The 25,439-nt window shown below is 72.0% G+C and carries 19 protein-coding genes; 14 read left to right on the forward strand and 5 right to left on the reverse strand.

What is annotated here, in order from left to right; genetic code table 11:
- Window positions 1–107 precede the first annotated feature (107 nt).
- Window positions 108–335, forward strand: coding sequence for a hypothetical protein (locus IT371_21790; protein ID MCC6750312.1), 228 nt, complete (start codon window positions 108–110; stop codon window positions 333–335).
- Window positions 336–343: 8 nt separating this feature from the next.
- Here IT371_21790 and IT371_21795 read toward each other — a convergent pair whose 3' ends face one another.
- Both IT371_21795 and IT371_21800 read right to left on the reverse strand, forming a co-directional pair.
- Complete coding sequence (locus IT371_21795; GenBank protein MCC6750313.1) at window positions 344–1,495, reverse strand: peptidoglycan DD-metalloendopeptidase family protein; 1,152 nt, start codon at window positions 1,493–1,495, stop codon at window positions 344–346.
- A gap of 93 nt (window positions 1,496–1,588) precedes the next feature.
- Window positions 1,589–2,779, reverse strand: coding sequence for a hypothetical protein (locus IT371_21800; protein MCC6750314.1), 1,191 nt, complete (start codon window positions 2,777–2,779; stop codon window positions 1,589–1,591).
- Between the two features lie 218 nt (window positions 2,780–2,997).
- Between IT371_21800 and IT371_21805 the strand changes: the two genes are divergently transcribed.
- Complete coding sequence (locus tag IT371_21805) at window positions 2,998–3,696, forward strand: hypothetical protein (protein ID MCC6750315.1); 699 nt, start codon at window positions 2,998–3,000, stop codon at window positions 3,694–3,696.
- 118 nt (window positions 3,697–3,814) lie between these two features.
- Here the strand turns inward: IT371_21805 and IT371_21810 are convergent, their stop codons facing one another.
- Window positions 3,815–4,822 (reverse strand): transcriptional regulator, encoded by a 1,008-nt coding sequence (locus IT371_21810; GenBank protein ID MCC6750316.1) that lies wholly within the window; start codon window positions 4,820–4,822, stop codon window positions 3,815–3,817.
- Complete coding sequence (locus IT371_21815) at window positions 4,819–10,356, reverse strand: protein kinase (GenBank protein ID MCC6750317.1); 5,538 nt, start codon at window positions 10,354–10,356, stop codon at window positions 4,819–4,821. The genes IT371_21810 and IT371_21815 overlap by 4 nt, the downstream gene beginning before the upstream one ends.
- Window positions 10,357–10,727: 371 nt before the next feature.
- Between IT371_21815 and IT371_21820 the strand changes: the two genes are divergently transcribed.
- The 10 genes from IT371_21820 (at window position 10,728) to IT371_21865 (ending at window position 22,843) form a co-directional block, all read left to right on the forward strand.
- On the forward strand, window positions 10,728–11,729 hold the full coding sequence (locus IT371_21820) for a hypothetical protein (GenBank protein MCC6750318.1): 1,002 nt from the start codon (window positions 10,728–10,730) through the stop codon (window positions 11,727–11,729).
- Window positions 11,730–11,821: 92 nt separating this feature from the next.
- Entirely contained in the window at window positions 11,822–12,358 is a 537-nt protein-coding gene (locus tag IT371_21825) for a NifU family protein (GenBank protein MCC6750319.1), read from the forward strand.
- An 11-nt stretch (window positions 12,359–12,369) separates the two neighbouring features.
- Window positions 12,370–13,518 (forward strand): endonuclease/exonuclease/phosphatase family protein, encoded by a 1,149-nt coding sequence (locus IT371_21830; GenBank protein ID MCC6750320.1) that lies wholly within the window; start codon window positions 12,370–12,372, stop codon window positions 13,516–13,518.
- Window positions 13,515–14,348 carry a hypothetical protein gene (locus tag IT371_21835; protein MCC6750321.1) on the forward strand — a complete coding sequence of 278 codons (834 nt, stop codon included), beginning with the start codon at window positions 13,515–13,517 and terminating at the stop codon, window positions 14,346–14,348. The genes IT371_21830 and IT371_21835 overlap by 4 nt, the downstream gene beginning before the upstream one ends.
- Window positions 14,349–14,372: 24 nt before the next feature.
- Complete coding sequence (locus IT371_21840; GenBank protein MCC6750322.1) at window positions 14,373–16,016, forward strand: B12-binding domain-containing radical SAM protein; 1,644 nt, start codon at window positions 14,373–14,375, stop codon at window positions 16,014–16,016.
- A gap of 113 nt (window positions 16,017–16,129) precedes the next feature.
- Window positions 16,130–18,400 (forward strand): PAS domain S-box protein, encoded by a 2,271-nt coding sequence (locus tag IT371_21845; protein MCC6750323.1) that lies wholly within the window; start codon window positions 16,130–16,132, stop codon window positions 18,398–18,400.
- A 26-nt stretch (window positions 18,401–18,426) separates the two neighbouring features.
- Window positions 18,427–20,004 carry a hypothetical protein gene (locus IT371_21850; protein MCC6750324.1) on the forward strand — a complete coding sequence of 526 codons (1,578 nt, stop codon included), beginning with the start codon at window positions 18,427–18,429 and terminating at the stop codon, window positions 20,002–20,004.
- Between the two features lie 205 nt (window positions 20,005–20,209).
- Window positions 20,210–20,899: a hypothetical protein gene (locus tag IT371_21855; GenBank protein MCC6750325.1), complete on the forward strand. Its 690-nt coding sequence runs from the start codon at window positions 20,210–20,212 to the stop codon at window positions 20,897–20,899.
- A gap of 170 nt (window positions 20,900–21,069) precedes the next feature.
- A complete protein-coding gene (locus IT371_21860; protein MCC6750326.1) occupies window positions 21,070–21,735 on the forward strand; it encodes a hypothetical protein in 666 nt (221 codons plus the stop codon).
- Window positions 21,736–21,784: 49 nt separating this feature from the next.
- Entirely contained in the window at window positions 21,785–22,843 is a 1,059-nt protein-coding gene (locus IT371_21865) for a hypothetical protein (protein ID MCC6750327.1), read from the forward strand.
- A 10-nt stretch (window positions 22,844–22,853) separates the two neighbouring features.
- Here the strand turns inward: IT371_21865 and IT371_21870 are convergent, their stop codons facing one another.
- Window positions 22,854–23,726, reverse strand: coding sequence for an NmrA family NAD(P)-binding protein (locus tag IT371_21870; protein MCC6750328.1), 873 nt, complete (start codon window positions 23,724–23,726; stop codon window positions 22,854–22,856).
- 150 nt (window positions 23,727–23,876) lie between these two features.
- On the opposite strand from IT371_21870, the gene IT371_21875 reads away from it, so the two are divergent.
- On the forward strand, window positions 23,877–24,782 hold the full coding sequence (locus IT371_21875) for a LysR family transcriptional regulator (protein MCC6750329.1): 906 nt from the start codon (window positions 23,877–23,879) through the stop codon (window positions 24,780–24,782).
- A gap of 426 nt (window positions 24,783–25,208) precedes the next feature.
- A partial coding sequence (locus tag IT371_21880) for a hypothetical protein (GenBank protein ID MCC6750330.1) occupies window positions 25,209–25,439 on the forward strand: 231 nt, incomplete at its 3' end.

Below are 25,439 nucleotides of genomic sequence, written 5' to 3' on the forward strand. Positions count from 1 at the left end.
AAGCGCACCGGGGAAGCGCTCGTCGACGCAGACCAGAACCTCGCGGCCGTGCAGCGGATGCCACCGATAGTGGACGACCCGCACCTCGGTACGACGCGCATTGTGACGTGTTTGTGCTTCAAAATCGTCGGAAGCACGAACGTGCCCGGGGCAAGTGGGTGCCGCGGCGCGACCTGGACGCGTGCAGCTCGGCGCGCTTCTTCGACGGATGGAAGGACCTCACGCCGCTTCCCCCCGACGGATACCCGCCGGTGCTGAAGCCACGGACCTGGCTCCTCAAGACGGGCTGGAAGCTGCGGGGACTCATTCCCACGAGCACGGTGCCAGGCACGTAGGGCGGGCCCTAACCCCCGCGTCGTGCGAAGGCCTCTCCGTTTCTGGGCTCGGGGAGCCGCCAGAACCAGAGCAGCGGCTCGGGATCGATGTAGGTCGCCGCGCCGCGCTTCTGCACCGCCACCGAGAAGTGCAGGTGCGCGCCGGAGTGCAGGACGCCGGTGCGACCTACGGTACCGATCACCTCGCCCCCCCGAAGGAACATCCCGGGCCGCAGATCGGCGCGCAGCTCGTCGAGGTGGACGTAGGAGGTCGTCACGGCGCCGTCGAGATGCTCGAGCTTGATGTAGCGGCCGGCGCGACCTCCGGCGCGTTCGTCGCGCACGGCCTTGAGCACGACGCCATCCTGCACGGCGTAGACGGGTGTGCCGGTGGGGCGCGCGAGGTCCACTCCACAATGTCCCTGCTCGCATTCGAGGGCACGGAGGCCCGGCCGCGGCGCGCCGAAGCGGCACGAGGCGTTCGGCGGGAGCACGCGCGCGGGTCCTGCGAGGGGGTGATACCAGGGACGGGGTCCCGCGGCGGAGGGTAGTCCGGGCGCCGGCACGGACGGCCTCTCGGGCGGACGGTCCGGGCCTCCACCGGGCTTACGCGCGGGACCGCTCGGACGCTCGGGCAGCGCCGGCGGGAGCGCGCTCGCCAGGGCCTCCCCGACGGGACCGGGCAGATCGAAGCGCTCGAGGAAGCGGCTCATCGAGGCCACCGCGCCGCGGTAGCGGGTCGGAAACCACCCCTCGGCCTCACCGAGGAACCAGTCGCCGCGACGCCGGAGCGCCCGTCCGGTGCTGCTCGAGAAGCCGAGGGCCAGCACCGCGAGGAGGGTCACGTTCCAGCCGACCCAGAACCACGCGCCCCCGAGGCGCGGCCGATGGGTCGTGCGGCGCGCGGCCAGACTGCGTAGCCGTACCCAGAGGAGCCACGGGAGCACGAGCCCCACACCGAGACCGGCGCACCAGCGACCGGCCGAGGAGCCGATCCACGCGCCGAGGAGAGCGCTCGTGGCCACGGCTGTCGCGAGGGCGGTGAGAAGAAAGGTCGTTCCACGGAGGAGGCCGACGAGCGCCACCCCCCAGGCCAGCACGCGCGACAGAGGCCTGGGTCGCCCGGGGGGAGGGTCCGCGCGTCGCGACGGTCGCAAGGTGGCCGAGGGGAGTGGTGCCATGCCCGCGTCTATCAACGCGCCGAGCGGCCAGAGGATCTACCCTGCTACCCGTCGTGGCGTAATCAGACCCGGGCGTTGCCAGGACCGGGGGCGTTACCAGGACCCGGCGAGGGCCCGGTACCGGTGATAGGCCGGCTTCTGCGTGCCGTCCACGCGGTGCACGCCGAAGGGCGCGACCATGCCGTCGCTCCAGCAGAACCAGAAGACGACGGGCACCCTGGCGTCGAAGGAGCGCGCGATGAGGCGGTAGACGTTCTCGAGGTAATCGGCGGGGAAGCTCTCGGGGCTGGTCTGGACCACGCCGATCTCGCTCAGCCAGAGAGGCTTTCCGAAGACGAGATACCGCGTCAGGAGCTGGCTCAGGTTGCCGAAGCCCCACGTCGCGTCGGGCCAGTTGTCGGGCGCGCGCTGGCCGTAGGGGTGGACGGCCACGCCATCCACGGGCAGGGCCCCCACCGCCTTCTGGGCGCGGGCGAGGTAGTCGGGATTTCCCGAGGCCAGGCCCGCGGTGATCACCGGCCGGCTCGACGTTGCGCGCACGGCCTTCGTCGCCGCCACGAGCAGCTTGCCGAAGGTCTCGGCCGGCATACCCGGGTCGTAGCCCGCCTGCGCCGGCAGGTCCGGCTCGTTCCAGAGCTGCCAGGCATCCACGCCATCGCCGTAGCGGCTCGCGAGCGCCGTCAACCCCTGCACGTAGCTCGTGAGGTACGCGTCCCAGTCGGCCGCGCTGGCCGTGGAGGCCGGCTTGCCCGGCACCGAGGCGTAGTCCACGAGGAGCAACACCTTCAGACCCGCCGCGCGATGGGTCCGGATCAGCGGATCGTAGAACGCGTGACCGAGGCTCGCCTTCCACTCGACGCGAAGCCACCGCACGCCGGCCGCCTTCAGCTCGGCCGGAGTCGGGTTACCCTTCGGGTTGGCCGGATCGACGTTCATACCGTAGCGCGCCGACGGAGACGGGGGCGATGGTACGGGGGGCGGCGCAGGTGACGGCGCAGGCGGCGGCGCAGACGGCGGCACTTCCGGCACGCGCTCGAAGCGCCTCTCCGACCCGAGCAGAGAGAGCGCAGACCCGCCGGGCACCCGCGGCAGCATCGGCGCGCCCGACGACCTCGACGACCCCGTCGCGGAATCTCCGCGCGCGGGATCGCCGTCCACGGCGAGCAGCGTCGGATCGGCCACGGCCTCGGGCTCTCGCGCCGACGGGACCTCCGGCGCGCACCCCATGACGACCACCACCCACACGACCGCAACGATCGAGCACCAGGATTTGAGACGCTTCATGGCCCCGCACACAGGCAAGGGACGTGCCCGCGTGCTGCACGCTCGACGGGCGGGCCACGCCGTCACGCGGCTGACCATTTGAGCCACCTCGAGCTGCTCTCTCGAGTGCGCACTCGCTCGCACCGCACCCAACGTTTCCGGGCCCCTAGCCACGGATTGCCGCGGCACCTTCCTTGCAGTCGCGGCCCTTCGCGGCGCCGCCCGCAGCGAGGAGAGCCATGTTTCCGAAGCGCCCCCACCTGATTCAGCCGCGGCACTTCACGGGCCTCTGTTTGGGCGCGAGTCTGCTCTTCGCGAGCCTCGGAACCCCGACGGCCTTCGCCAAGGGCGAGCCAGCCACACCACCGCCCAACGCGGCCGGGCGACCGCGCCAGCAGCGGGTCCTCGTCCGCCCCGTGCAGCAGTTCGAGGGTGAGTACGCCGAGCTCTACCGTCGCGTGGTGGCCGTGCGCTCGGGCCAGGAGTGGCTCGCCATGCCCAAGGCGGACCGTCTCGAACTCCTCCGGGAGCCGGAGTTCCACGTGGACCCGCAGGACCCCTCGCTCCCGGCAAACCTGCGCCGACTCGACGCGAGCAGCATCGAAGAGATCCGGGCGCCCCGGATGCGCGCCTTCGCCCAGCAGATGCAGGAGGCCTTGCTGCTGCGCATGGGTGAGATCGAAACGGGCCCCTACTACGCAAGCGGCCCGATCCGCGCGGCTCCGCAGATCGTGTACCTCGACACGGGAGAGATCCTCGGCGGCTGCATCTTGCTGCGCCAGGACCTGTGCTCCGACCGCCGCCTCCGGAGCCCCAACGGGAACTACTGGGCCTCCGGAGTCTTCCAGGCGCTTCCTGCGGCGGGCTCGGAGCACCTCTTCCAGAATCTGCGTCTGGAGCTCCTCGAGGATTCGGATTACTGGGAGTACGATCACTAGGGGATGTCCCTGGTTCCCGGACCGAGCCAGGCCGACCGAGGAGGCTCGGCCGCGAGGTGGGGCTCGAGGCCCCGAGAGTGCCCACGACCCGCCGCAGGGGCCCGCGCGCCGCGCCCGATTACCCGCGCGAAGGTCCGTCCAATTCGCGAGAGAAGCCGTCGCGCCGCTCCCCCGCTCCGTCGCCGTCCGGACCAAGGAAGCGCTCGAGGCTCACGTCCAGCTGACTGTGGAGCAGGCGCATGATGCTCTCGAACTCCTGCGGCCCGACGCGCAAGGTGGCCATCAGCCGATCCCGCGTCCCCTCGAGCAGCTTGTGGCGGGCCTGCACGAGCCAGCGCGCCGCGGTGGCCCGGTGCACGCGATACATCGCGCCGAGGTCGTCGATGCTCAAGCCGTCGAGCAGCTGGAAGCGCAGCAGATTGCGTTGCCGCCCGTCGAGCTCGCCGAGCGCGCCGTGGAGCGCCTCGCGAAACTGCACCCGATAGGTCTGCTTCAGGTAGCGCAGCTCGGGACTCACGGGGTCCTCGGGGAGCGCGTCGAGCAGCGCCTCGACGGGCGCCGGGTCCTCGACGCGCCGTCGCGCGCTACGCAGCGCGGTGCGAAAGGCGAGCACCCGGATCCAGCTCCGCAGCTGGCCTCGCCCCGAGTAGTTCGCGAGCGGCGCCGGCTGGTCCGGTCGCGAAACCAAGAGCAGCTCGCGCAGCTCCTGCGTCAGCTCGTCCACCGCGACCCGCGCGTTGCGCAGCCGCTGCACCGCGTGCCGCGCCTCGTCGCAGATGAGCGCATCCACGGGCCCCAGAGCCGCCGCGTCGCCGTGCAGCCACGCGCACACCAGGTAGAGATCGGCCGCGCGAAGCTGCGACAGGAGCTCGAGGGGGTCCGCCTCCGCGCGCGCGCGCCGCGCCAGAGCGTCTACGAACAGGTCGCGACTGAACGCGAAGGAGGGATGCGCCGCCTCGGCCGCGCGAACCAGGCTCTCCAGGTGGCGCTCGAGCTGCGAAGAGGCCGGCCCGTCGATCACCGAGCCTTCGCCGGCGAAGAGCCCAGCGACGAAGCGCCGCGTGAGCGACGAAGGGAGCGGGCGCGAAGCCCGCGTGACGGTCGGTGTGTCGTCAGCGCAGATCATGGATTGGGCTCTCGACGTCGTTGAAGGGAGCGCCGTGCGCACGCGTGCCGCGCCGGCGGGGGCTGGACCGCGACCCGGCCCTCGTGCCAGGTGACGGGACTTCGCCGCCACACCTCCTCGAGGACCTGGCAATAGGGCATCACGAGCGGGTGCAGCGTGAGGGCCACGTGGTCTCCGGCCTGCGTCGCGGCGACGAGCCACCCGTCCCGCACGGCGAGGTGCTGGACGCGACCGCGCAGCGCGACCCGACGCAGAAGCGCTCCGTCGGCCCGCGTCCAGAGCGCGAGGCTCCCTCCCGCGTAGCCGGCGATGAGAATCCCCCGGGGTCCGCGCACGAGCCGCGTGACCGGCGTCGGAGAGGGGTCCTGAAAGGCGCGCGTACCGGGCCGCGCGGCGCCGTCCAGGCCCACCCCCTCCACGCTGCCGTCGGCGTAGCCGAGATAGAGCTCGTCGTCGACACGCACGGCGGCCGTGACTCCGGGGCCCACCGCGAGCGACCAGCGCGCCCGGCCGTCGCTCGCGAAGGCGAAGAGGCGTCGCTCCCCCATCACGAGGAGCTCTCCCCCCGCGCTGCTGGCCCATCGCGCCTTGGGGACGAGCACGCGCGACGCGCCGACCACCGGATGCAGGACGGCCCCCTCGTCGCCGAGCGTCACGCAGCCCCCGCGCACGCTGACGACGGCTCGCGCCCCGAGCCCCGCGCGCTCGAGCTCGAGGCCGCCCCCCCGCGCGAAGCGGGCGAGACCCCCGTCGTGCCGCATCACGCAGAGTCCGCCCTCGGTCTCCTCCTCGTCGGCCATCTCGGCGCCGCGCCCCACGCGCTCGAGGAGCCTCCGATCGCGCGGGCCCGTCCTGCCCGGCACGTCGCGCCACCCCGCGTGCGTGAGCAACGCACCCTGCGCCGTCCAGAGGATCGGCGCCTGCCAGAGCGGCCGCCCCGTGGCGACCTCCCACCCGCGCACCGCGCCGTCCTCGTGTCCCGTGAGGAGCGTCCGGCCATCCCGGCTCACCGCCATCGCGCTCGCCGAGAGCCCGCCGTGCCGCCGCACGAGCCGCACGCGACCCCGTGGGTCCCAGAGGCGCACCTCGGCGTCCAGGCCGGCCGTGGCCCACTCCCCCTGCGCCAGGCGTACGAGCCCCGTGAGCCTCCCGGGCTGCCGGCCGAAGAGCGTCGTCCGTCCCGTCGCGAGGTCCCAGCGCCGGAGCGTTCCGTCCCACCCGGCCGTGAAGACGCTCCGCCCCCCCTCCCCGACCGCGAGGTAACGCACGCTGTCCACCGCCCCGTCGAGCCGGCGCAGCAGGCGGCCCTCCTCGAGATCCCACAGGCTGAGCTGCCGCGACCCCGTCGCCGTGACCACGACCCCTCGCTCCTCGACGAGCTCCGCGACCCAGGACCCCTCGTTCGGCCCGCCGAGCAGGTGCGAGAGGCGGCGCGCCGCGAGGTCCCAGATAGCGGTCTGCTCGATGCTCGTGGCCACGAGCCAGCGTCCCTCCGCATCGACGCGGAGCTGGCGGAGATTTCCGCGCTGGCCGAGCAGCGTCCCGAGGAGCGCCCCCGTCCCGGGGGACCAGAGGCGGATCGTCCCATCCTGCGCCCCCGAGATGATCGTCCCCTCCGGACTCACCACGAGCGCCGTCACCTGCTCGGGTGTCGCCACGCTGAAGAGCTGACGCCCGCTCGCGCGATCCCAGGCCCTAAGCGTGCGGTCGCGCGCGCTCGTCACGAACCACTCCCCGTGCGGCGCGAGCGCCAGAGCCGTGACGCGGCTCTGGTGGCCGCCTTCTCGCTCGGGCTCCGCGCGCACCGTGAGGTCCCAGACCACGAGCTCCTCGCCGCGCGTCCCCGCCACGAGGAAGCGCCCATCCCCGACGAAAGCCACCGAGACCAGGCTCTCCCCGGCGAGGGTCAGGCTCCGCTCGAGCGCACCGTCCTCGAGCCGCCAGACGCGCACCTGGCCGTCGCTCCCCGACGTGGCGAGCCGTCCGCCGCTCGCGTCGAAGGCCACCCCGTGCGCCGCGCCGCGATGCGCCTCGAAGGTGCGCGCGAGCCGTCCGCTCGGCAGCTCGAAGACGCTCACCGTTCCATCCACCGACGACGAAGCGATCCGTCGCCCGTCGGAGCTGAAGGCCGCGTTCCAGATCGCACGACGATGCGCCTTCAGCCACAGAGGCGCGCCTCCGCCAGCAAGCGGCCAGAGCCCGAGGCGTCCGTCGCGCCCGCCGATCGCCACCCAGCGCCCGGTCGGGTCGGCCGCCAGCCCCGCGGCGTGCGGCACCCTCGAGGCCACCCGGCCGAGCTCCGCCCCGCTCTCCGCCGCGTGGACGCGCACGCTCCCGTCGAACGCGATGGTCACGAGCCGCGCTCCCCCCGCGACGAGCCCGAGCCCGACGATGGCCTTGGCCTGGCGCACGAGGCGCCGCAAGAGCCTCCCGGTCGCCACCTCCCATTCGAGGACCTCCCCCTCGTCGGAGGCGGTGTAGAGCCGTCGCCCGTCGAGCCCGGCCGCGAGCGCCTCGACGTGACCGCGGTGGCCGCGGAGCACCTTCACGTGCTGCGTGCGCAGGTCCACGAGCTGCGCCGTCGTCCCGAGGCCGACCGTCGCCACCTCGCGCTCCCCGGGGATCACCGCCAGATCGTAGATGCCGACGTTCGTGCGCCGCCGCCAGACGAGCGGCTGTCCGGCCAGGCGCCAGTGCAACGCCCGCGCGAGGAGCGAATCGTGCGTCTCGAGCGCCGCCCGCAGCTTGGCCCGCGCCTCGAGATGGTCGCCGAGGTGCAGCGCCGCCCGCGCCCCCTGCGCCTGCGCCGCCGCCCGCCACTCGTCGGCCACGCGCCGCTGCGCCTCCGCGACCCGCTGCTGCCGCACCGCCTGACGCTCCTTGTAGGCGAAGGTCGCAAGGACGAGCCCGAGGGCGAGCAACGTGGCCGCCGCCACCCCCGTGCGTCGCCGCCGCCGCCGGCCCTCGCGCACCGTCGAGGCGGCGAGGTAGGCCCGCGCGCGTTCGGGCAGCGCCATCCCTTGGTGCACGCGCCCCTCGGCCTCCTTCAACCGCGCCGCGACGAGCAGGTCGGCCTCGAGGCGCCCACCGCCGGCCCAGCGCTCCGCCGCCTGCCCGAGCTCGTCCAGGAAGCGCAGCTCCTCCTTTTGCGCGTCGATCCAGCGCGAGAGGCGCGCCCAGCTCCGGATGAGCGACTCGTGCGCGAGCTCGACCTCCGCGTCGTCGGCGATCGCCTCTCCGCCGCGCCGGCTCTGCAGGATGCGTGCGGCCACCAGGCGGTCCAGCACCTCGTCGCCGCCCGCTGCGAGTCCGTCGAGCAGCGCGCGACGCCCGAGGAGCCGGCGCGTCCCGCTCGGCGTCACGAGCCGCAAGAGGAGCTGTCGCGCCAGCTCGAGCTGCGCCGCCGAGAGCCCGTCCAGCACCCCGTCCGCGTGGCGCGCGAGCCCGCCCCCCACGCCTCCGATGGCCTCGTAGGTCTCGCGCCGCAGGAGCCGGCGCTCAGCGTCGCGCCCCTCCCAGAGAAGCCGCACCGTGAACTGCAGCAGGGGCAGACTCGCCGCGTCGCCGACCACCGCGTCGACCATCGCCGCCGGCAGGCGCTCGTCGTCGTAGCGGTAGCCCACGAGCTCGAGCGGACGCGTCACCATCTGCCGCATCGCCGCGCGCGAGGGCCCGCGCACGAGCAGGAGCTGGCCCAGCGGATCGGCCGCCTCCACGCCTTCCACGACGCGGTAGACGAAGTCGTCCCGCACGGTCACGAGCAGGCGCACCGGGTCCTGGTAGTCGTCGGCCGCCACGGCCAGCGCCTCCACGAAGCGGCGCCGCACCCGCTCGTCGGGCACGAGCGTACAAAGCTCCTCGAGCTGATCGATCACCAGCAGGACCCGCGTGCCGGTCTCCTCGGCGAGCTCCTGCAGGTCGAGCGCGAGCCGCCTGGGCTCGGCGATCCAGCGCAGCACCTGCGCCGCCTCCTCGCTCGCCACGCTTCGTCGCTCCCCCTCGTCGGCGGTCAGCGCCACGAAGGCCTCGTCACGGCGCCCCGACGCCGCGCGCCGCAGTCTTGCCGCCAGCGCGAGAAAGGGGTCCGGGCCAGGACGCAACCGCACCACCGTCCACGGCCCGAGCCGTCGTAGCCGCGGGACGACCCCCGCCTGGACGAGCGAGCTCTTGCCGGCCCCCGACGGTCCGACGACGGCGATGCGCGGCTGATCCCGCAGCCGCTCGAGGAGGTCGGCCACCTCCTCCTCGCGGCCGAAGAAGTAGCGCTGGTGCCGCTCGTCGAAGGGGGATAACCCGCGAAACGGCGGCTCGGTCTCGTCGAGCACGGGGCCCTGCCGCGCCAGCAGCGCGCCCAGCTCGCGCGCGAGCTCCTGGGCGTTCAGGCGCCGGGCCGGCTGCTTCGCCAGGCACTGCGCTACGAGGTGACCGGCCTCCGCTCCGACGCCCGCCACCCGAGGCAGCTCGGGGACGCGCTCCGCGCCGGTCACGGCCTGCGCCAGCTTGCCGAGCGGCGTGCCGCGATACGGATGGTGTCCGGCGAGGAGCTCGTAAAGCAGCACACCGAGGGCCCAGAGGTCGCTCGCCGCGCTGACGGGTTCGCCGCGCCACTGCTCGGGGGCCATGTAGGGGGGCGTTCCTTCGACGAAGCCGCGGTCCGCCGGCAGGCGCACCCGAGGAAACGAGGCCACCTCCGCCTCGAGCCCATCCCCCGATTCGTCGTAGAGCGCCGTGCGCGCCAGGCCGAAGTCGAGCAGGCGGATGCGCCCGTCCCGCGCCAGCATCACGTTCGACGGCTTCAGATCGAGGTGCAGGATCTGCATGCGGTGGGCCTGCTCGAGCACCTCGGCTACCGCGAGCGCGATGCGCAGCGCCTCGGTCACGCTCACGCGCCCGCCCTTCAGCCGCTCCGACAGCGTCTGCCCCTCGATGTATTCGAGCGCAAGGTAGGGCCGCCCCTCGTGCAGCCCGACGGCGTGGATCGTCACCACGTTCGGGTGGCTGAAGCGCGCCGTGGTCTGCGCCTCGAAGCGAAAACGCTCGAGGGCCCGCTCCGAGCTGAACCTGCCGGGGTGGATGAACTTCAGCGCCACCTTGCGCCCGAGCTGCACGTCGCGCGCGAGATAGACCTCGCCCATGCCGCCGCGCCCGAGCGGGCGCATCACCCGGTAGCCGTCGACGCGCGTCCCGGCGGCGATGGCCCACCCCGGCTCGGGGGGCAGCTCCGCCGCGAGAGCCAGCGCCAGCGCGGGGTCCGGCTGGGTCGGCCACGGACTGGGCCAGGGCCCAGACCACACCATCTCGCTGGCCGCGACGGCGGGCCCCGAGACCGTCGTGGCCCGCGACCCGGCCCGGCGGCGCAGCGATCCGAGCTCGCGCGCGAGCTCGCCCACCAGCGCGCGACACGCGCCGCAGTGGTCCACATGCCCGTCCAGGGAGACCATGCGCGCGGCCGAGAGCTGCCCCTCGAGGAGGGCGACCACCTCGTTCGGATCGGGACAGGAGCGCTCGGCTGGGCTGGGGATCGACGCGTGCACCGCTGCGTGGAGTAAGCAAGCCGCGAGCCATGCGACCGCGCGAACCAGGCCCGCCCGAGCCCATTCCTCCTCGGGAACTTGGGTCCTGCGACCGTCAGGCCGCACACAGCCGCACCCACCTGGTCCAGCCACCACCTTTCGTCGGCAACGACGCGCGCAATTCGAGAAGGGCGAGATCGAGGTGGAGGTCCCCGCGCCGCCGGCCTTCGCGCGGTGGTTCGTGGCTACCCTGGCCTGACCCGTCGGAGGGCCAGGGCCCCCCACACGCCCGCACCGCACCACGAGTTCTCACGACTTAGGTAGCGCAGGCCATGGCTCGATCGTTGCAGAAGGCCGCCAGGACGCGTCTCGGGCGCGCCGGAGGACGACCCATGAAGCCTCGCCGCTTTTCGGCCCATCGAAAGACCGCCCTCTTCGCGACCGCCCTCTTCGCGCTGCTCGGCTCGCTCGTCGCGTCCTCGGCGCTCGCGACCCCCTCCGCTCCCGCCGCGCCGCCCACCAAGACGCTGCCGCAGGGCGAGCTCGCCCAGCAGATCACCGATCAAGCCCTCACGATGCTGATCGCTCGCGGCCAGCTTCCGCCCGTCGTGCGCGCGAGTCTCGATGACGCCCTCCGGCGCAGCCGGGAGACCTTCGCCGTCACGGTCCAGGGAGAGACGCACCCGACGGTGAAGGCCACGTCCTACCTCGGCGCTCTCGAGGCCTCGTTCGCGACGCACGCCGGTCGCTTCGTCTCGACGGGCCACACCTGGGTCTACTCGCGCGTGGAGAGCACGGCCAAGCGCATGAAGGGCCTCGCCCTCGCCCTCTTTCCCTACGACACGCACCGCGTGGAATACCTCGGCGTCAAACCGGGGGTGAGCGTGGTAGCGCTGCCCGAGGCCGGAAATGGCGCCGGCCCCACCCCCATCTTCACCTACGCCATCGCCCACCCGGTGGAGCGAGTCAACGTGGACGTCGACATGGGCAACGGCGTGCCCCACCGCTACGGCGCGGCAGAGCACGAGGCCTTCAACCCCGAAGGCATGGCTCTCGCGGCGATCGAATACGGGACGACCTTCGCGATGACGAAGGCGCTGCCCGTGGCGGGCCTCCTCGCGCAGCTCGGCGTGCTCGCCGGCCGCGGCGGCCTCGCGTTCCTGCCGCTCAAGGCCCGCCTCGCGTTCGCCAAGGGCGAGCCCTTCCACATCGTCACCTACGACGCTCGCGGCCTCGAGCGAGAGAAGTTCTCGGGCGCGCAGGGGCTCGTCAAGGGACGTCCCTCCTCGAGCACCACCTGGGTCCGCTTCGGCACCGGTCGCCACGTGAAGGTGACGGCCGCGCAGCGCGCCCAGCTCGAAGCGAGCTACGCCGCTCGCGCCGTCGCGCGCTAGGTCAGGGCCCGGCTCGGCCTGGTGCGAGGCCCCAGGGCCCCTTCTCGCGCCCCCTTCCTATGGTATATAGCCCTGCGAGGGAGGGACGGAGCATGCTGCGCAAAGCGAAGAATCTGCTCGGAGCGGCGAAGGCGCACGCGGACGAAGCGCGGGCCCGCGTGACGAAGGCGCGGGCGCGGGCGGGCGAGCTCGTCGGCGCACTGGGAGCCCCGGAGCGCGTCGCGTCGTTCATCCGCGGTTCGGCGGCGACGGCAACCACGGCGTGGGACCCCTCACGCGGCGCGGGCGACGAGCCGGGCCAGGCGCCCGACGCGCGCGATCGCGATCGCGGTCGCGACGAGCTGCGCAGCGCACCCCTCTCTCCCGAGGACGCGTTGCGCGCACAGATCCAGTCGCTCCTCGACGAGCGGATCAACCCCCAGGTGGCCATGCACGGCGGCTACATCAACCTGGTAGAGGTGAAGGATCAGCGCGTGCTCGTGACGATGGAGGGGGGCTGCCACGGCTGCGCGGCCTCGATGCTCACGCTCAAGGCCGGGGTGGAACGCACCATCCGCGAGGTCTTCCCGGAGATCGTCGCCGTCGAGGACGTGACCGATCACTCCGTCGGCGCAAACCCGTTTCTCTAGAGGTGGGCTCCATGCTCGGGCGACCTCGCGGGATGGTGCTCCTCCTCGCTCTCGCGGCAGGGTGTGACAACCGCACGACGCTGGTCCCCGACGGCGGGGTGTCCGGGGACAGCGGGGTGCGTCTCCCCGACGGTCTGGGCGGCGAGGCGGGGCGCAGCGACGCCGGAACCCTGGACCGCGGAGCCTCCCGCGACGGCGCGGCCTCGCAGGACGGCGCGCTCCCGGCGGGCTTCGTCCCGCAGCCGCAGAACCTGCCCGCCGGCTACCTCTGCACCATCGCCGCCGACTACCTCGCGAAGGGCGGGGACCCGGCGCGACCTCCATGCGAGGTGGAGGCCGATACGCTCTCGGACGCCGACCCGCGCGTGGCGCCCAGCGCGCTGAAGGTCGTCACCTGGAACGTGGAGTACGGCAAGAAGAGCGACGAGGTGTTGAAGGCGCTGCGGGACGAGGTGGCGCTGAAGGGCGCGCACGTGATCTTCCTGCAGGAGTCGCCGCGCAACGACCTGGCGAGCGTGCCGCAGAAGCTCAACCTGGCCCGCCACCTCGCGCAGAATCTCAAGCTCAACTACGTCTTCGCGGTGGAGTGGGACCGCCGACTGAAGGCCACCGAGGGAGGCGAGCACGGCGTGGCCATCCTGAGCAAGTACCCCATCGGCAACGTGACGCAGCTCCGACACGCGCCGCTCTTCGACTACTGGAAGGATCGGCAGGACTACGGCGGGCGCATCACGCTCGGGGCCGACCTCGCGATCGGCGGGAAGCGGCTGCGGGCCTACAGCGCGCACTTCTGCCACCGCGACCTGACGGGCAACGGACGCGCGGCGCAAGGGGCCGAGGTACGCGCCGACGCCACGCAGCCAGGACGGCCCGCGCTCCAGCTCCTCGGGGGCGACTTCAACACCTTCACCTGCAACCCGGCGATCGCGGCGTGCAACAAGGCCCCGGCGGCGGAGAAGGTCATCGAAGATCTCTTCGCGGCCGGCTGGGCCGACCTGCTTCCCACCTTCAATAGCTGGACCGAGCTCGGCTACGGCGTGGTCGGCCAGCGCCTGGACTGGCTCTTCGGCAAGGGCCTGACCCCCGCGGCGCACCAGGTGCTGCAGTCGCTCAAGGCGTCGGATCACGTGCCCCTCATGGCGACGGTGCCGATGCCTTGACCCTCGCGGGCGGGACGGTGCGGCGCAGCCCACCGAGGCGGTATCGAGCGCTCGTGATCGCGCTCTTCTGCGGCTCGCCCATGGCCTGCACGCGGCTCGGCTTCGACAGCGCGCGCGACGGCACGGCGACGCCTCCACGGGACGGCGCGACCGATGGGCTCTCTGCCGACGGGGCGCACGACGGCCCGGCGCGGTGGGACGGCCGGGAAGCCGGCGCGTGCACCGGCCCGACGACGGTGGTGCTCGCCCCCGTGGACGACACGCGGCTCGATTCGTCGTGGCCGGGTCACAACTACGGCCGCGACGGCACGCTGCAGATCCACTTCAACAGCCCCATGCTCTTTCGCTTCGACCCGGCGGGACTGCCCGGGGACACGGCGGTCGACACGGCCACGCTCGAGCTCTACTCCGAGCTGCGCCTCCCCGAACAGAACGCGCCGATCTGGATCACCCTGTACGAGGTCCTGACCGGCAACAGCCTCTGGCGCGAGGGCAGTAGGCGCGACCAGCCGGGCGGCGCGGGTGACGCGACCTGGAGCTTCCTCGACGAGGGGCGCAGGCGACCGTGGGCGGGCGCGGCGGGCCTCTTCCTGCCGGGGATCGACTACCGTCTCGCCGGCGAGAGCGACGTGAGCGGCTTCATCCAGGCCGACACGGTCTACCGCTGGCGCCTGCGGCCCGCGCTCGTGGAGAGCTGGCGCGGCAGCGGGGCCCCGAACGCCGGGCTCATCCTGCGAACCGCCACGGGCTTCCATTTCTGGTTCTCGGCCAAGGAGCATGCGGTCGCGGCGCAGCGCCCCCGGCTCGTGCTCACGCTGCGCTGCAGGTAGGACGCGGTGGGGAGTCCTACGCTCGTGCGCCGCCTGCTGCTGCTGCAGCCGCCCGTCCAGGACTTCTACCAGACCGACGTGCGCCTTCAGCCCCTCGGGCTCGCCTATCTGAAGGCCGCCGTGGCCCGCGCGCTCCCCGAGGTGCAGGTCACGCTCCACGACTTCCACCACGGCCACGGCCGCCGCACGATCCCGCTGCCGGCGGAGCTCGCCTACCTGCGCGACTACTACCCCTACCCCGACCGGAGCCCGTTTTCGACCTTTCACGCCTACTACCACTTTGGCGCGAGCTTCGACGCGCTCGGCGAGACCGTGGCCGCCGAGGCCCCCGACCTGGTGGGCATCTCGTGCCTGTTCACCCCCTATTATCGTGAGACCCTGCGCGCCGCGGAGGCGATCAAGGCGCGCCGGCCCGAGACCCGGATCCTCGTCGGGGGAGCGCACGTCTCGGCCACGCCCGAGCCGATGCTGCGCCACTCCGCGGTGGACTACGTGATCCGCGGCGAGGGAGAGGGACCGGTCGTCGAGCTCCTCCGCGCGCTCCGCGACGGCTCCCCGCTCGAGCGCGTCCCCTCCCTCGGCTTCAAGCGCGAAGGCGTCCCGGTGCTGAACGCGCTCGGCGAGGGCCTACCGCTCGACGCGCTCCCCGTGCCCGACCTCTCGGAGCTGCCCCTCGCGCGCTACCGGCTGGGCGGCCGGCCGCTCTGTTTTCTGCTCACCTCGCGGAGCTGCCCGCACCGCTGCAGCTTCTGCTCGGTGCACACCACCTTCGGCCCGCACTATCGCCGTCGCTCCGTCGAGCACGTGCTGGAGGAGCTTCGCCTGCGGCACGCGCAGGGCTACCGGGCCATCGACTTCGAGGACGACAATCTCACCTTCTACCTCGACGAGATGAAGGAGCTCTGTCGACGGCTCATCGACTCCTTTCCGCCGGGAGAGCTCGAGCTCTGCGCCATGAACGGCATCTCGTACCTGAGCCTCGATGACGAGCTCCTCGAGCTGCTCCGGCGCGCGGGCTTTTCGCAGCTCAACCTCTCGCTCGTCTCCTCGGACACCGCAGTGCGCGAGAGCACCAAGCGCCCCCACACGGCGTACAAGCTGGTGCGCGTGGTGGAGCGGGCGCACGCGCTCGGCTTCGGCCTGGTGGCCTACCAGATCCTCGGGCTGCCCGGCGAGAGCCCGGAGTCGATGCTCCAGACGCTGGCCTTTCTCGCGCGCCTCCCCGTGCTCCTCGGGGCCTCCCCCTTCTACCTCACGCCCGGCTCGCCCATCGCGGCCGCGCTGCCCCCGCAGAGCGAGGCCGACCTCGTGCGCGCCCGGCTGAGCGCGATGGCCATCGAATCCCCCGAGGTGCCGCGCGAGGCGCTCTACACCCTCTTCGTCGCGACGCGCATCCTCAACTTTCTCAAGGGGCAGCGCTTCGACGAGCCCGAGCTGCCGCTCGCCGAGCTCGCCCGCCGCGCCGAGGCCAAGCGGGACGCGAAGGACGGTGGCCGCACGGCCCTCGGCTTCGAGCTCCTCGCACGCCTCGCGCGCGACGGGGTGCTCTACGCCGCCACGCCCGACGGACTGAAACCCCTGCCGCGCTTCGACGCCGCACTCTTCTCCCGGCTCTGGTCCCGCCTCGAGCGGGTCGTGACCCAGGCGGGTCAGGTCATTCGACTGTAGACGGCGAGCGAGGCCCGCGTGGGTGCGGCGCGACGCCGGGATGGCGCGACGCCGGGATTGCCGGCCCCGCAAAATGGTCACAAAATAGGCGCCGCGTCGGAGGAGGACCATCGGTGGGCACGCCAGAGCGACCAGCGCGAGAGATCCTCGACCAGCTCCTCGAGGGCTGCGTCATCCTCTCCCCGGAGTACCGGTACCTCTACGTCAACGACGCGGCGGCGCGGTACGGCCAGACCACCAAGGAGCAGGTCCTCGGCCGGACGATGTTCGAGGTCTTCCCCGGCCTGGAGACCACGGCCATGTTCGCCACCGTCCGCCGCTGCATGGAGGAGCGCGCTCCCGGGCAGATTGACGAGGAGTTCGTCTTCCCCGACGGAAGCCGGACCTGGTTCGACGCGCGCCTGGCGCCCGTGCCCGAGGGGCTGTTGATCTTGTCGATCGACATCACGGCACGGAAGCGCGCCGAGGCCCGCTTCCGCGCCGCCTTCGAGCAGGCCGCCGTGGGCATGGTGCAGCTTTCGCCGAGCGGGCACTGGCTGCGCGTGAACCAGAAGCTCTGCGACATGCTGGGCTACGCGCCCGATGAAATGGTTGGCAGGCCCTTCGCCGACTTCACCCTGCCGGAGGATCACGACGCCGACCTGGAGGCGATGGGGAGGCTGCTCTCCGGTGGGCTCCGCGCCTCGTCCACGGAGCGGCGCGTCCGTCGGAAGGATGGAGCGACGATCTGGCTCGGCGTGACTGCCTCTGTGGCCCGCACCCCCTCCGGGGAGGTGGACTACGTCATGTCCGTCGTGGAGGACGTGACGGAGCGCCGACAGTCGCTCCGGGCGCTGCGCGAGAGCGAAGCCACTCTGCGGCAGGCCCAGGCCGTGGCGAAGGTGGGCAGCTGGGTGTATGACCTGCAGGATCGCCTCACCTGGTCGGAGGAGACGTATCGCGTCTTCGGGGTCACGCCGGCCACGTTCGTGCCGAGCATCGAAGGGCTGATGCGGCTTGCCCATCCCGAGGACCGGAGCGCGATGCAGAGCTGGATCCGGGCCTGCATGGCCGGCGAGCGGCCCGGAGAGGCCACCTTTCGCGTGATCTGGCCCGACGGCAGCGTGCGCTACGTCAGCGGGCGCGGGGACCTCTTTCACGACGCCGACGGCCGACCGAGCCACATGGCCGGGACGGCCCAGGACGTCACCGAGAGCAAACGCCACGAGCACGAGCGCGCCAGCCTCACCGAGCAGCTCCAGACCGCGCAGAAGATGGAGGCGGTGGGACGGCTCGCGGGCGGGATGGCGCACGACTTCAACAACCTCCTCTCCGTGATCCTCGGCTACGCGGACTTCGCAAGCCACGCCCTCCGCGAGGAGGACCCGCTCCGCACCGACCTCGAGGAGATCCGGGGGGCCGCCGAGCGGGCAGCCACGCTCACGCGTCAGCTGCTGGCCTTCAGCCGCCGCCAGGTGCTCGAGCCCCAGGTGGTCGAGCTGAACCGCGTGGCCACCGACCTCGAGAAGATGCTGCGTCGCCTGATCGGCGAGGACATCCAGCTCGTCCTCTCTCTCGCGCCGGACCTCGGGTACGTGAAGGTCGACCCGGGACAGGTCGAGCAAGTGATCATGAACCTGGTGGTCAACGCGCGAGACGCGATGCCTACCGGCGGGACGCTGACCCTGGAGACCGCGAACGTCGAGCTGGACGGCGACTACGCCGCGCGACACGTGGGGGTGCGGCCCGGACCCTACGTTCGACTCACCATCTGCGACACCGGCTGCGGCATGGACGAGGCCACGCGGCAGCGCATCTTCGAGCCCTTCTTCACCACCAAGGAGAAGGACAAGGGGACCGGGCTCGGCCTCTCCACCGTCTACGGGATCGTGAAGCAGAGCGGCGGCACCGTCTGGGCCTCCTCGGAGCCGGGCCGAGGCACGGTCTTCGACATCTACCTGCCTCGGGTGACCGGCGCCCCTTCCCCCGCAGCGGCCCCTCCCGTCGCGGAGCGGCCGAGAGGAGGCTCGGAGACCCTCCTCGTGGTGGAGGACGAGGAGCCGGTCCGGAACCTGGTCACCCGCATCCTGCAGGCCGCGGGCTACCGCGTGCTCAGCGCGGCGAACGGGGGCGAGGCGCTTCTCGCCTGCGAGCAGCATCCGGGTCCGATCCACCTCCTCCTGACCGACGTGGTCATGCCGCAGATGAGCGGCAAGCAGCTCGCCGAACGGCTCGGGCTCCTCAAGCCCGGCCTGCGGGTGCTCTACATGTCGGGCTACCCCGACGAGGCCATCGCCTCCCACGGCGTGCGCACGCCGGGCACCACCTTCCTCGGCAAGCCCTTCGGCGCGGCGGAGCTGACGCGCAAGGTGCGAAGCGCCCTCGACGAGCCGTCGCTGCGGTAGAATGCCTCTCGAGGGGGGAATCGCACATGACCACGGCGACGATCGGGGTGCGTCTAACGCTCGCGCTCGGACTGACGGCGGCGCTGACGCTCGGGCTGCACGGCTGCACGGGCGCGCCCGCCGCGAGCGACGGAGGTATCCGGCGCTACTGGATCCCCCCCTCCGGCCAGGCCTTCCCGCAGGGCTCCGGCAAGCCGGTGGACGTGCTCTTCGTGATCGACAACTCGGACGGCATGGGAGACGCGCAGGAGGCGCTCGTGGCCGCCTTCCCCACCTTGCTGAAGACGCTCGAGCACCCCGAGCTCGACCACGGGCTGCCGGACCTGCACCTCGGGGTCGTGAGCACGGACCTGGGCGCGGGCAGCTACGGGCTGCCCACCTGCGAGAGGCCGGGCGGCGATGAGGGTCTCCTCCAGCAGCGACCACGGGGTGCCGCGGGGTGCCCCTTTCCGCTCGACCCGTTTCTGAGCCACGCGAATGGCCGCACGAACGTCAAGGGCGGGAGGGGTACTCCGCGCGAGCAGCTCGAGCAGGCCTTCGCCTGCATCGCGCGCCTCGGGACCGGCGGCTGCGGCTTCGAGCAGCCCCTCGAGGCCGCGCGCCGCGCGCTCGACCCGAAGCTGAAGCGGAACCCGGGCTTTGTGCGCCAGGACGCGCTCCTCGCGGTGGTCTTCTTCACCGACGAGGACGACTGCTCGACCAAGGACCCCACCCTCTTCGACCCGGCGCACCAGGGGCTGACCGACCCGCTCGGACCGCTCGGCTCCTTCCGCTGCTTCGAGTTCGGCATCCGCTGCGACGTGAACGATCGCCAGGCGGAAGGTCCCCGCGCGCGGTGCGTCCCGGCCGGGACCCACCTCTACAGGGTCGAGGACTACGTTGCCTTCTTCAAGGCACTCAAGCCCGCCGGGCAGCTCATCCTCGTAGCCATCGCGGGCCCCCCTACGCCCGTCGCGGTGAAGCACCTCGATGGCACGCCGGTGCTCGCGCCGAGCTGCTTCGTCTCGAATACCGCCATCGCCCAGCCCGCGATTCGCCTCGCCGCGGTGCTGAAGAGAGACCCGCGCCTCGAGGCCGACGCCCTCTTTCACTCCATGTGCGAGCAGGACTTCCGGCCGCTCCTCGAGCAGCTCGGGACGCGGATCGCACGCAAGGTGCGCGCCGAGTGTGTGGACGCTCCGCTGGTCACCACCGGAGGAGGCCTGGCCTGCGCGAAGGGGGACCTGATCGGCACCAACAGCGAGGGGGCGCTCGTGATCTGCCAGGCGAGCTGCCTGGACCGGGTCCGCTGCACCGTCGCGGAATTCGAGGGGCCGCCCGACGCCGAGACGCGCGGCGTCGAGATCCCGCAGTGCCCGAAGGCTCTCTTCGACGAGCCGAGCCGCACCGATTGCGGCGCCACCTGCCCCTGCTGGCGCTTCGTCTCGCGCCCCGCGGGACCATCGAACAGGGGCTGCGACCCGGCGGTGAACGGAACGCCCCACGCCTTCCAGATCCTGCGCAAGACGCCGCCCCCGCCGGGAGCCGTGGCCTACGTCGACTGCCCGCGCGCGGGGTTCGACTGGGGGATGGCGAGCCTCGCAAACCTGCGGCAGTGCCTGTAAGGGCCCACCGTCGACGACGCGCGGCAGACGGACGGCGCAACCCGGCGTGGGCGACCGAGGCCCGCCATGGCCGAACGATTGGCCGGCGGCCGTGGCGCCAGACCGGCGAAATCCCACCCCCATCCGCGCACGATGCCCACTTCACTCCGCGGCACGCGCCCTGCATCGGTCTCTCGCCGGACACGTCTTCGCACCCGGAGCACCCATGCTGCGCCCCACCACGACCCTGCTTCTCCTGGGAGCACTCCTCGGCGGTCCGGCCCACGCCGCCTCGCCCCTGCCCAAGGTTCTGAAAGAGGACTACCGCACGATCTTTCGCCAGCTCGCCACGGGCCTCGACAGCCTCGGCGCGCGGCGCCAGCTCGGCCGGTCGTTGCACGCCGCCTTTCGTGGCCTCTCCCTGGGCACGGGCGGACGCCTGACCGCCGAGGCCGCCGGCTACCTGGACCGCGTGGCCGGTCGCGCGACGTGGAGCGACCGCGTTCACGTGACCGACGCGATCAAGGCGCAGCTCGTGGACGTGGTCGACCCGCGCGGAAATCTCTCTCGCGGAACGCGGGAGCTGCGCCTCGGTCGGAGGCACCTCCAGCTTCTCTCCGACATCTCGAACGTGCTGCTCTACCGCGTGAACCTCGAGGGAGTGGACGCCCCGCAGGCGCTCAGCCAGCTCAACGAGCTGAACACCGTCCTGCGCCTGCAGGGCTACGAGCTCGCGATCAAGAACACGATGCGCTTCAACAGCTACCCCTGGTTCTCGTCCACGCTCTACCCGCTCGAGCAGCGCGCGGCCTCGGGGATCGACGTGCTCATCACGCGGCGCCAGTTCAACCCCACCTGGCGCGACGGCGAAAATGCGAGCCTCGTGCTCGTCCCCTCGGCAGTGTTTCGTCGCTGATCCCGCCTTCGAGGGACCCCCTCCGCTTCTAGGCCAGGCAGAGGGCTAGGGCACCGAAATTAAACAGGTCGGACCGCGACCGCGGCGATACAAGTGCTCGAGGATCCAGGCGGCGCGCCGAGATCCGGCGTGGCATGCGCCTTGCTCAGACGCGGGCGCAACCACGACCCATGCGACTCGCGACTCGACCAGCCTCCCGGCTCATTGCGGCGGGCACGCTCCTGCTCCTCGGCGGGGCCCCGTCGGTGGTGCGCGCGAGCGAGGACCCCTCGACTCCCCCGCGCGCTCCGGCAGACGGCGCGACGCGCGAGCGGCTGCCCACGCGACGGATCGACCGGGTCGTCGCGCCCTGGACGCGCCTGACCTATGCCGTTCAAGCCAAGCTCCTCCTGACGAACGAGAAACACACGCGCGACCGCCTCGCCCGGCGGCTCCAGCACGAGCGCCTCGAGGGGGAGTTCGACCGTATCGTACAGAGCTACCCCGAGGTCCACGAACGCTACATGCTCCGGCGGCCCCACCGAACGTGGGACGCGCAGGTGCTCTCGGCCTCCTGGGCCGGGCTCGCCCTGAGTCTCGTCTCTTCGATCTCCGACGGGCCGATCGCCAAGGCGGCCGGCATCGGCGGGCTCACACTGATCGGAACGGGCCTGCTGCTGTCTCGCGTGGACGACATCTTGAACCGCACGGCCCAGTGCATGGCCCTCCGGGAGGCCCTGAGCCTCGCCGCCGGCCGAGGAGAGCTCGCGTATATCGCCTCGCCCGAGCTCGTCTCTGACCTGGCGCGCCACCTGAACCGCACCGTCCCGTACCCGGCCGCGTCGCCCGCGCAGTAGGCCGGCAGCCCGCAACAAGGCCCGCGACGGCGCGTGCTACACTGACCGGATGCAGCGCGCCTCGGGGTGGGTAGCCCTCCTTCTCGGAGCGTTTCTTCTGGCGCACACCGGCTGTCTCGCGACGAGCAACCGCCCCGCGGGAGACGGCGGGGAGCTCTCCGAGGCTGGCCCGCTCGTCCCGATCGACGACGCCGCGGTGGGGACCTTCGATGCGACCCGGCGCGACGGACCGTCCGGACCTCGCTCCGACGGTGGGCCGGCGCGGCCCGACACCCTGGCCCAGCGCCTCGAGGGCGGTCCCGCGAAGAGCGACAGCGCGGTGCAGGTCACGATCCCCGACCCGGGCCCGGCGCAGGTCAACTGCTCCACCGCCAAGCTCGGCAATCTGGCCAAGGCCAAGGAGATCTACGACCAGACCTTCGGCTCGAAGATCCCCCAGAACGAGGCGGGCTGGGGCTGGCACGTGGACCCCGCCATTCTCACGCCGCAGCACCCCGAGCGCATCGCCTTCTATCCGCCACCCGCCGGTCTCGCCGACGCGACCTTGCACAACTACTTCGACTTCAACCCGACCAGCCTCGAGCGCACCACGACGCGCACCAACTGGGAGCTCTTCGGCGGCTTCAACCCGCAGAGCGATCGCGCCGCGCCCTATCGGCGTTTCAACCCGAAGGACTTCATCCCCGCCACCGCCACGCACTACTCCCGCGACGAGCCCACGAACTACGACCTGATGGCCATCCAGTTCGTCTACCGGCTGGCCTGCTACCCGACGCAGATGAAGGAGGCGCTCCAGCGGTGCGGCGGCTGCGACGACGTCTGGACCGCGCTCTCGAAGAACGACCTCTACAAGATCTCCGAGGTGCGCTTCGTGCGCGTGAAGAACAACCAGTTCGAGGTGAGCCGGCTCTTTCGCTTCATCTCGGTGGACGCCTCGGGGGACATGGCCGGCCACGCGGCCGAGAACCCCTTCTTCTTCGGCACCGTGGGGGGCAAGAGCTACTACGCCAAGTGGCGCGGCGAGACGAGCGGCCTCGTGGCCCTGCGCTCGGGGCACTACATGAAGGCCAACCAGATGCTGATCCGCTACTCGTACGTGAACAAGTAGCGCTCGACCCCTACTTGCCGAGCAGCTGGCGCAGCACGGCCTCGAGGGGTGTAGCCCCGCGCACGAAGGTAGCCCCCCCGCCCTGCCACTTCACGTGCCCCACGTTCACGCCCTGTACCATCTCCCCGTAGAGCGCCGCCACCTCGGCCGACGCCCCCATCTGCTGCAAGCCGGCCTCCATGGCGGGGATCGGGACCTGCACCGCGCTTACCGGCTTCCCGAGGATGCGTCCGAAGGTCGCGGCCACCTCGTTCAAGGAGTAGTCCGTTGGCCCGGCGAGCTCCACCACGCGCCCCGGCTTGCTCGTCGGCTCGAGCAGGGCTTTCGCCGCCTGCGCGCCGATGTCCCGCGTGGCGATCATCGGAATGCGCTTGTCCGCGACGAGCCCGTTGTAGAGCGTCCCCTGGTCCATGACGCTCTGGATGCTCGCGCCCCAGTTCTCCATGAAATAGGCCGCGCGCAGGAAGGTGCTCGGCAAGCCCGAGGCGCGCAGGCCCTCCTCGATCGGATGCAGCGCCGCCACGGGGCCCGTCCCCGAGAGCTGCTCCGCGCCGATGGACGAGAGCAGCACCACGTGCCCTGGCCGCGCCTGGCTCACCGCCTCGACGATCGACCGTCCGAGCTGCATGCGCCGCTCCTTCAGCCCCGTGTCGCCGAACGCGAAGGGCGGTAGCAGCAGGTAGGCGCCCTTCGCGCCGCGAAGCGCCTGCGCCAGACCGGCCGTGTCCTCGAACGAGGCCACCGCCACCTCCGCACCCCTGGCGCGCCAGGGATCGCCCTTGCGAGCGTCGCGCACGATGACCCGCACCGACTGCTTCGCCGCCAGCAGCGCCTCGGCCGCCGCCGCCCCCGTACGTCCCGACACCCCGGCAATTGCGTACATGGTCTCTCCTCCTTGGTCTCGATCTCGGTCTCGATCCGAATCCTTCGCGGGCCACGCGCGATGTGCGGCCCGGCGCCCCTGTTCGTGAGAACGATGGCCCGGAGCCCTTCATAAGTACAATCGATGGATGTTATAGTCTTCATGCACCATATGAATCTAAGGTCCGTCGATCTGAATCTGCTGCTCGTGCTCGAGGCGCTCTTCGCCGAGCGCAGCGTCACGCGCGCCGCCGCCTCCCTCGGTCTCAGTCAGCCCGCCGCCAGTCACGCCCTGCGCCGCCTGCGCGAGCTCTTCGGGGACCCCCTCTTCGTCAGAGGTCCGCAGGGGCTTCGTCCCACTGCGCGCGCCGAGGCCATGGGCGCGCCGCTGGCCCTCGCGCTCCAGGTGCTCCGCCGAACCCTGTCGGAGCCGCCCCCCTTCGACCCCGCCGCGAGTCACCGTCGCTTCACCCTCGCCGCCACCGACCTGGCCCAGGTGACCTTGCTCCCGCCGCTCCTGGGCGCGCTGGCGCGAGGTGCGCCGGGGATCTCCGTGCTCGTCCGCCCGGTCCCGGCCGAGGAAACCGAACGACTCCTCGCCGAGGGGGAGCTGGACCTCGCGCTGGCCCTCCCCGGTCCGGACCGCCCTGGCCTCTACCGGCAGGCGCTCTTCGAGGAACGCTTCGTCTGCGTGCTCCGCAAGGGACACCCCGCGGCACGCAGGCGGCTGACCCTCGACCGCTTCTGCGCCCTGCCGCACCTCCTCGTGGCGCCCCGAGGGGCTCCCGGCGGTCTCGTCGACTCCAGCCTGGCGGAGCTCGGCCGCACGCGGCGGGTGACGCTCACCGTCTCCCAGTTCCTCGTCGCGCCCCACGTCGTGGCCCACTCCGACCTGGCCTGGACCGCTCCGACCCGGATCGCCAAGGCCTACGCCAGGCTCCTGCCACTCGTGCTCCGCCCCGTGCCGCTGCCGCTGGGCGGTTTCACCCTCGCCCAGCTCTGGCACGAGCGTCAGCACCGAGATCCCGCGCACCTCTGGTTTCGCGCGCGGCTCGCCGAGGTCGCGAAGGGGACGTAGGAGGGGGGCGAGCGCCGGGGAGGATGGCTAACGACGGGAGGTGGCGCGCAAGAGCGGGCGGTCGTGGGCGCATGCGGGCGGCGGGGAAGGATCGGTGCGGCGAGGAGGGGGTGTTCGTGCTTGCTTCTTCTCTTGTTTGACTGGTTTCTGTGTTTGTGCAAGGAGATCGCTTGACGTCAGACCAGCGCTTTGCTAGTATTAGCCCTATTCATATTGGCACGCAAACGCAAATCCTCCTCGGGCGGTGACAGGCATTCGGGCACGCGTCTGCCGGCGGGTTCTGCGACGCAGCTTCCGTTGCCTATGCGGGATGCGGGGCGGTGGGGCGGGAAGCGTGACGGTGCGGGGCGGAAGAAGCAGCCGGGAAGCGGACTGCCGCATCGGACGCGACCGCTCCTCGCGAGCCGGTTTCCGGTGCATGTGACCATGAAGGTCGTCGAGGGGCTGCCGAACCTCCGGAGCAAGAAGCAGCTCCGGGCGATCGAGAGGGCGTTCGTGAAGTCGGCGGGGCGGTTCGGGATGAACCTCGCGCATTACTCGATCCAGAAGAACCACCTGCACCTCGTGACGGAGGCCAAGGACCGGGACGTGCTCATGCGAGGGCTGCGTGCGCTGGCGATCCGGCTGGCGCACGCACTGAACCGCACGGTGGGCCGC

It is taken from the genome of Deltaproteobacteria bacterium, assembly GCA_020848905.1.
Lineage (GTDB): Bacteria > Myxococcota_A > Polyangia.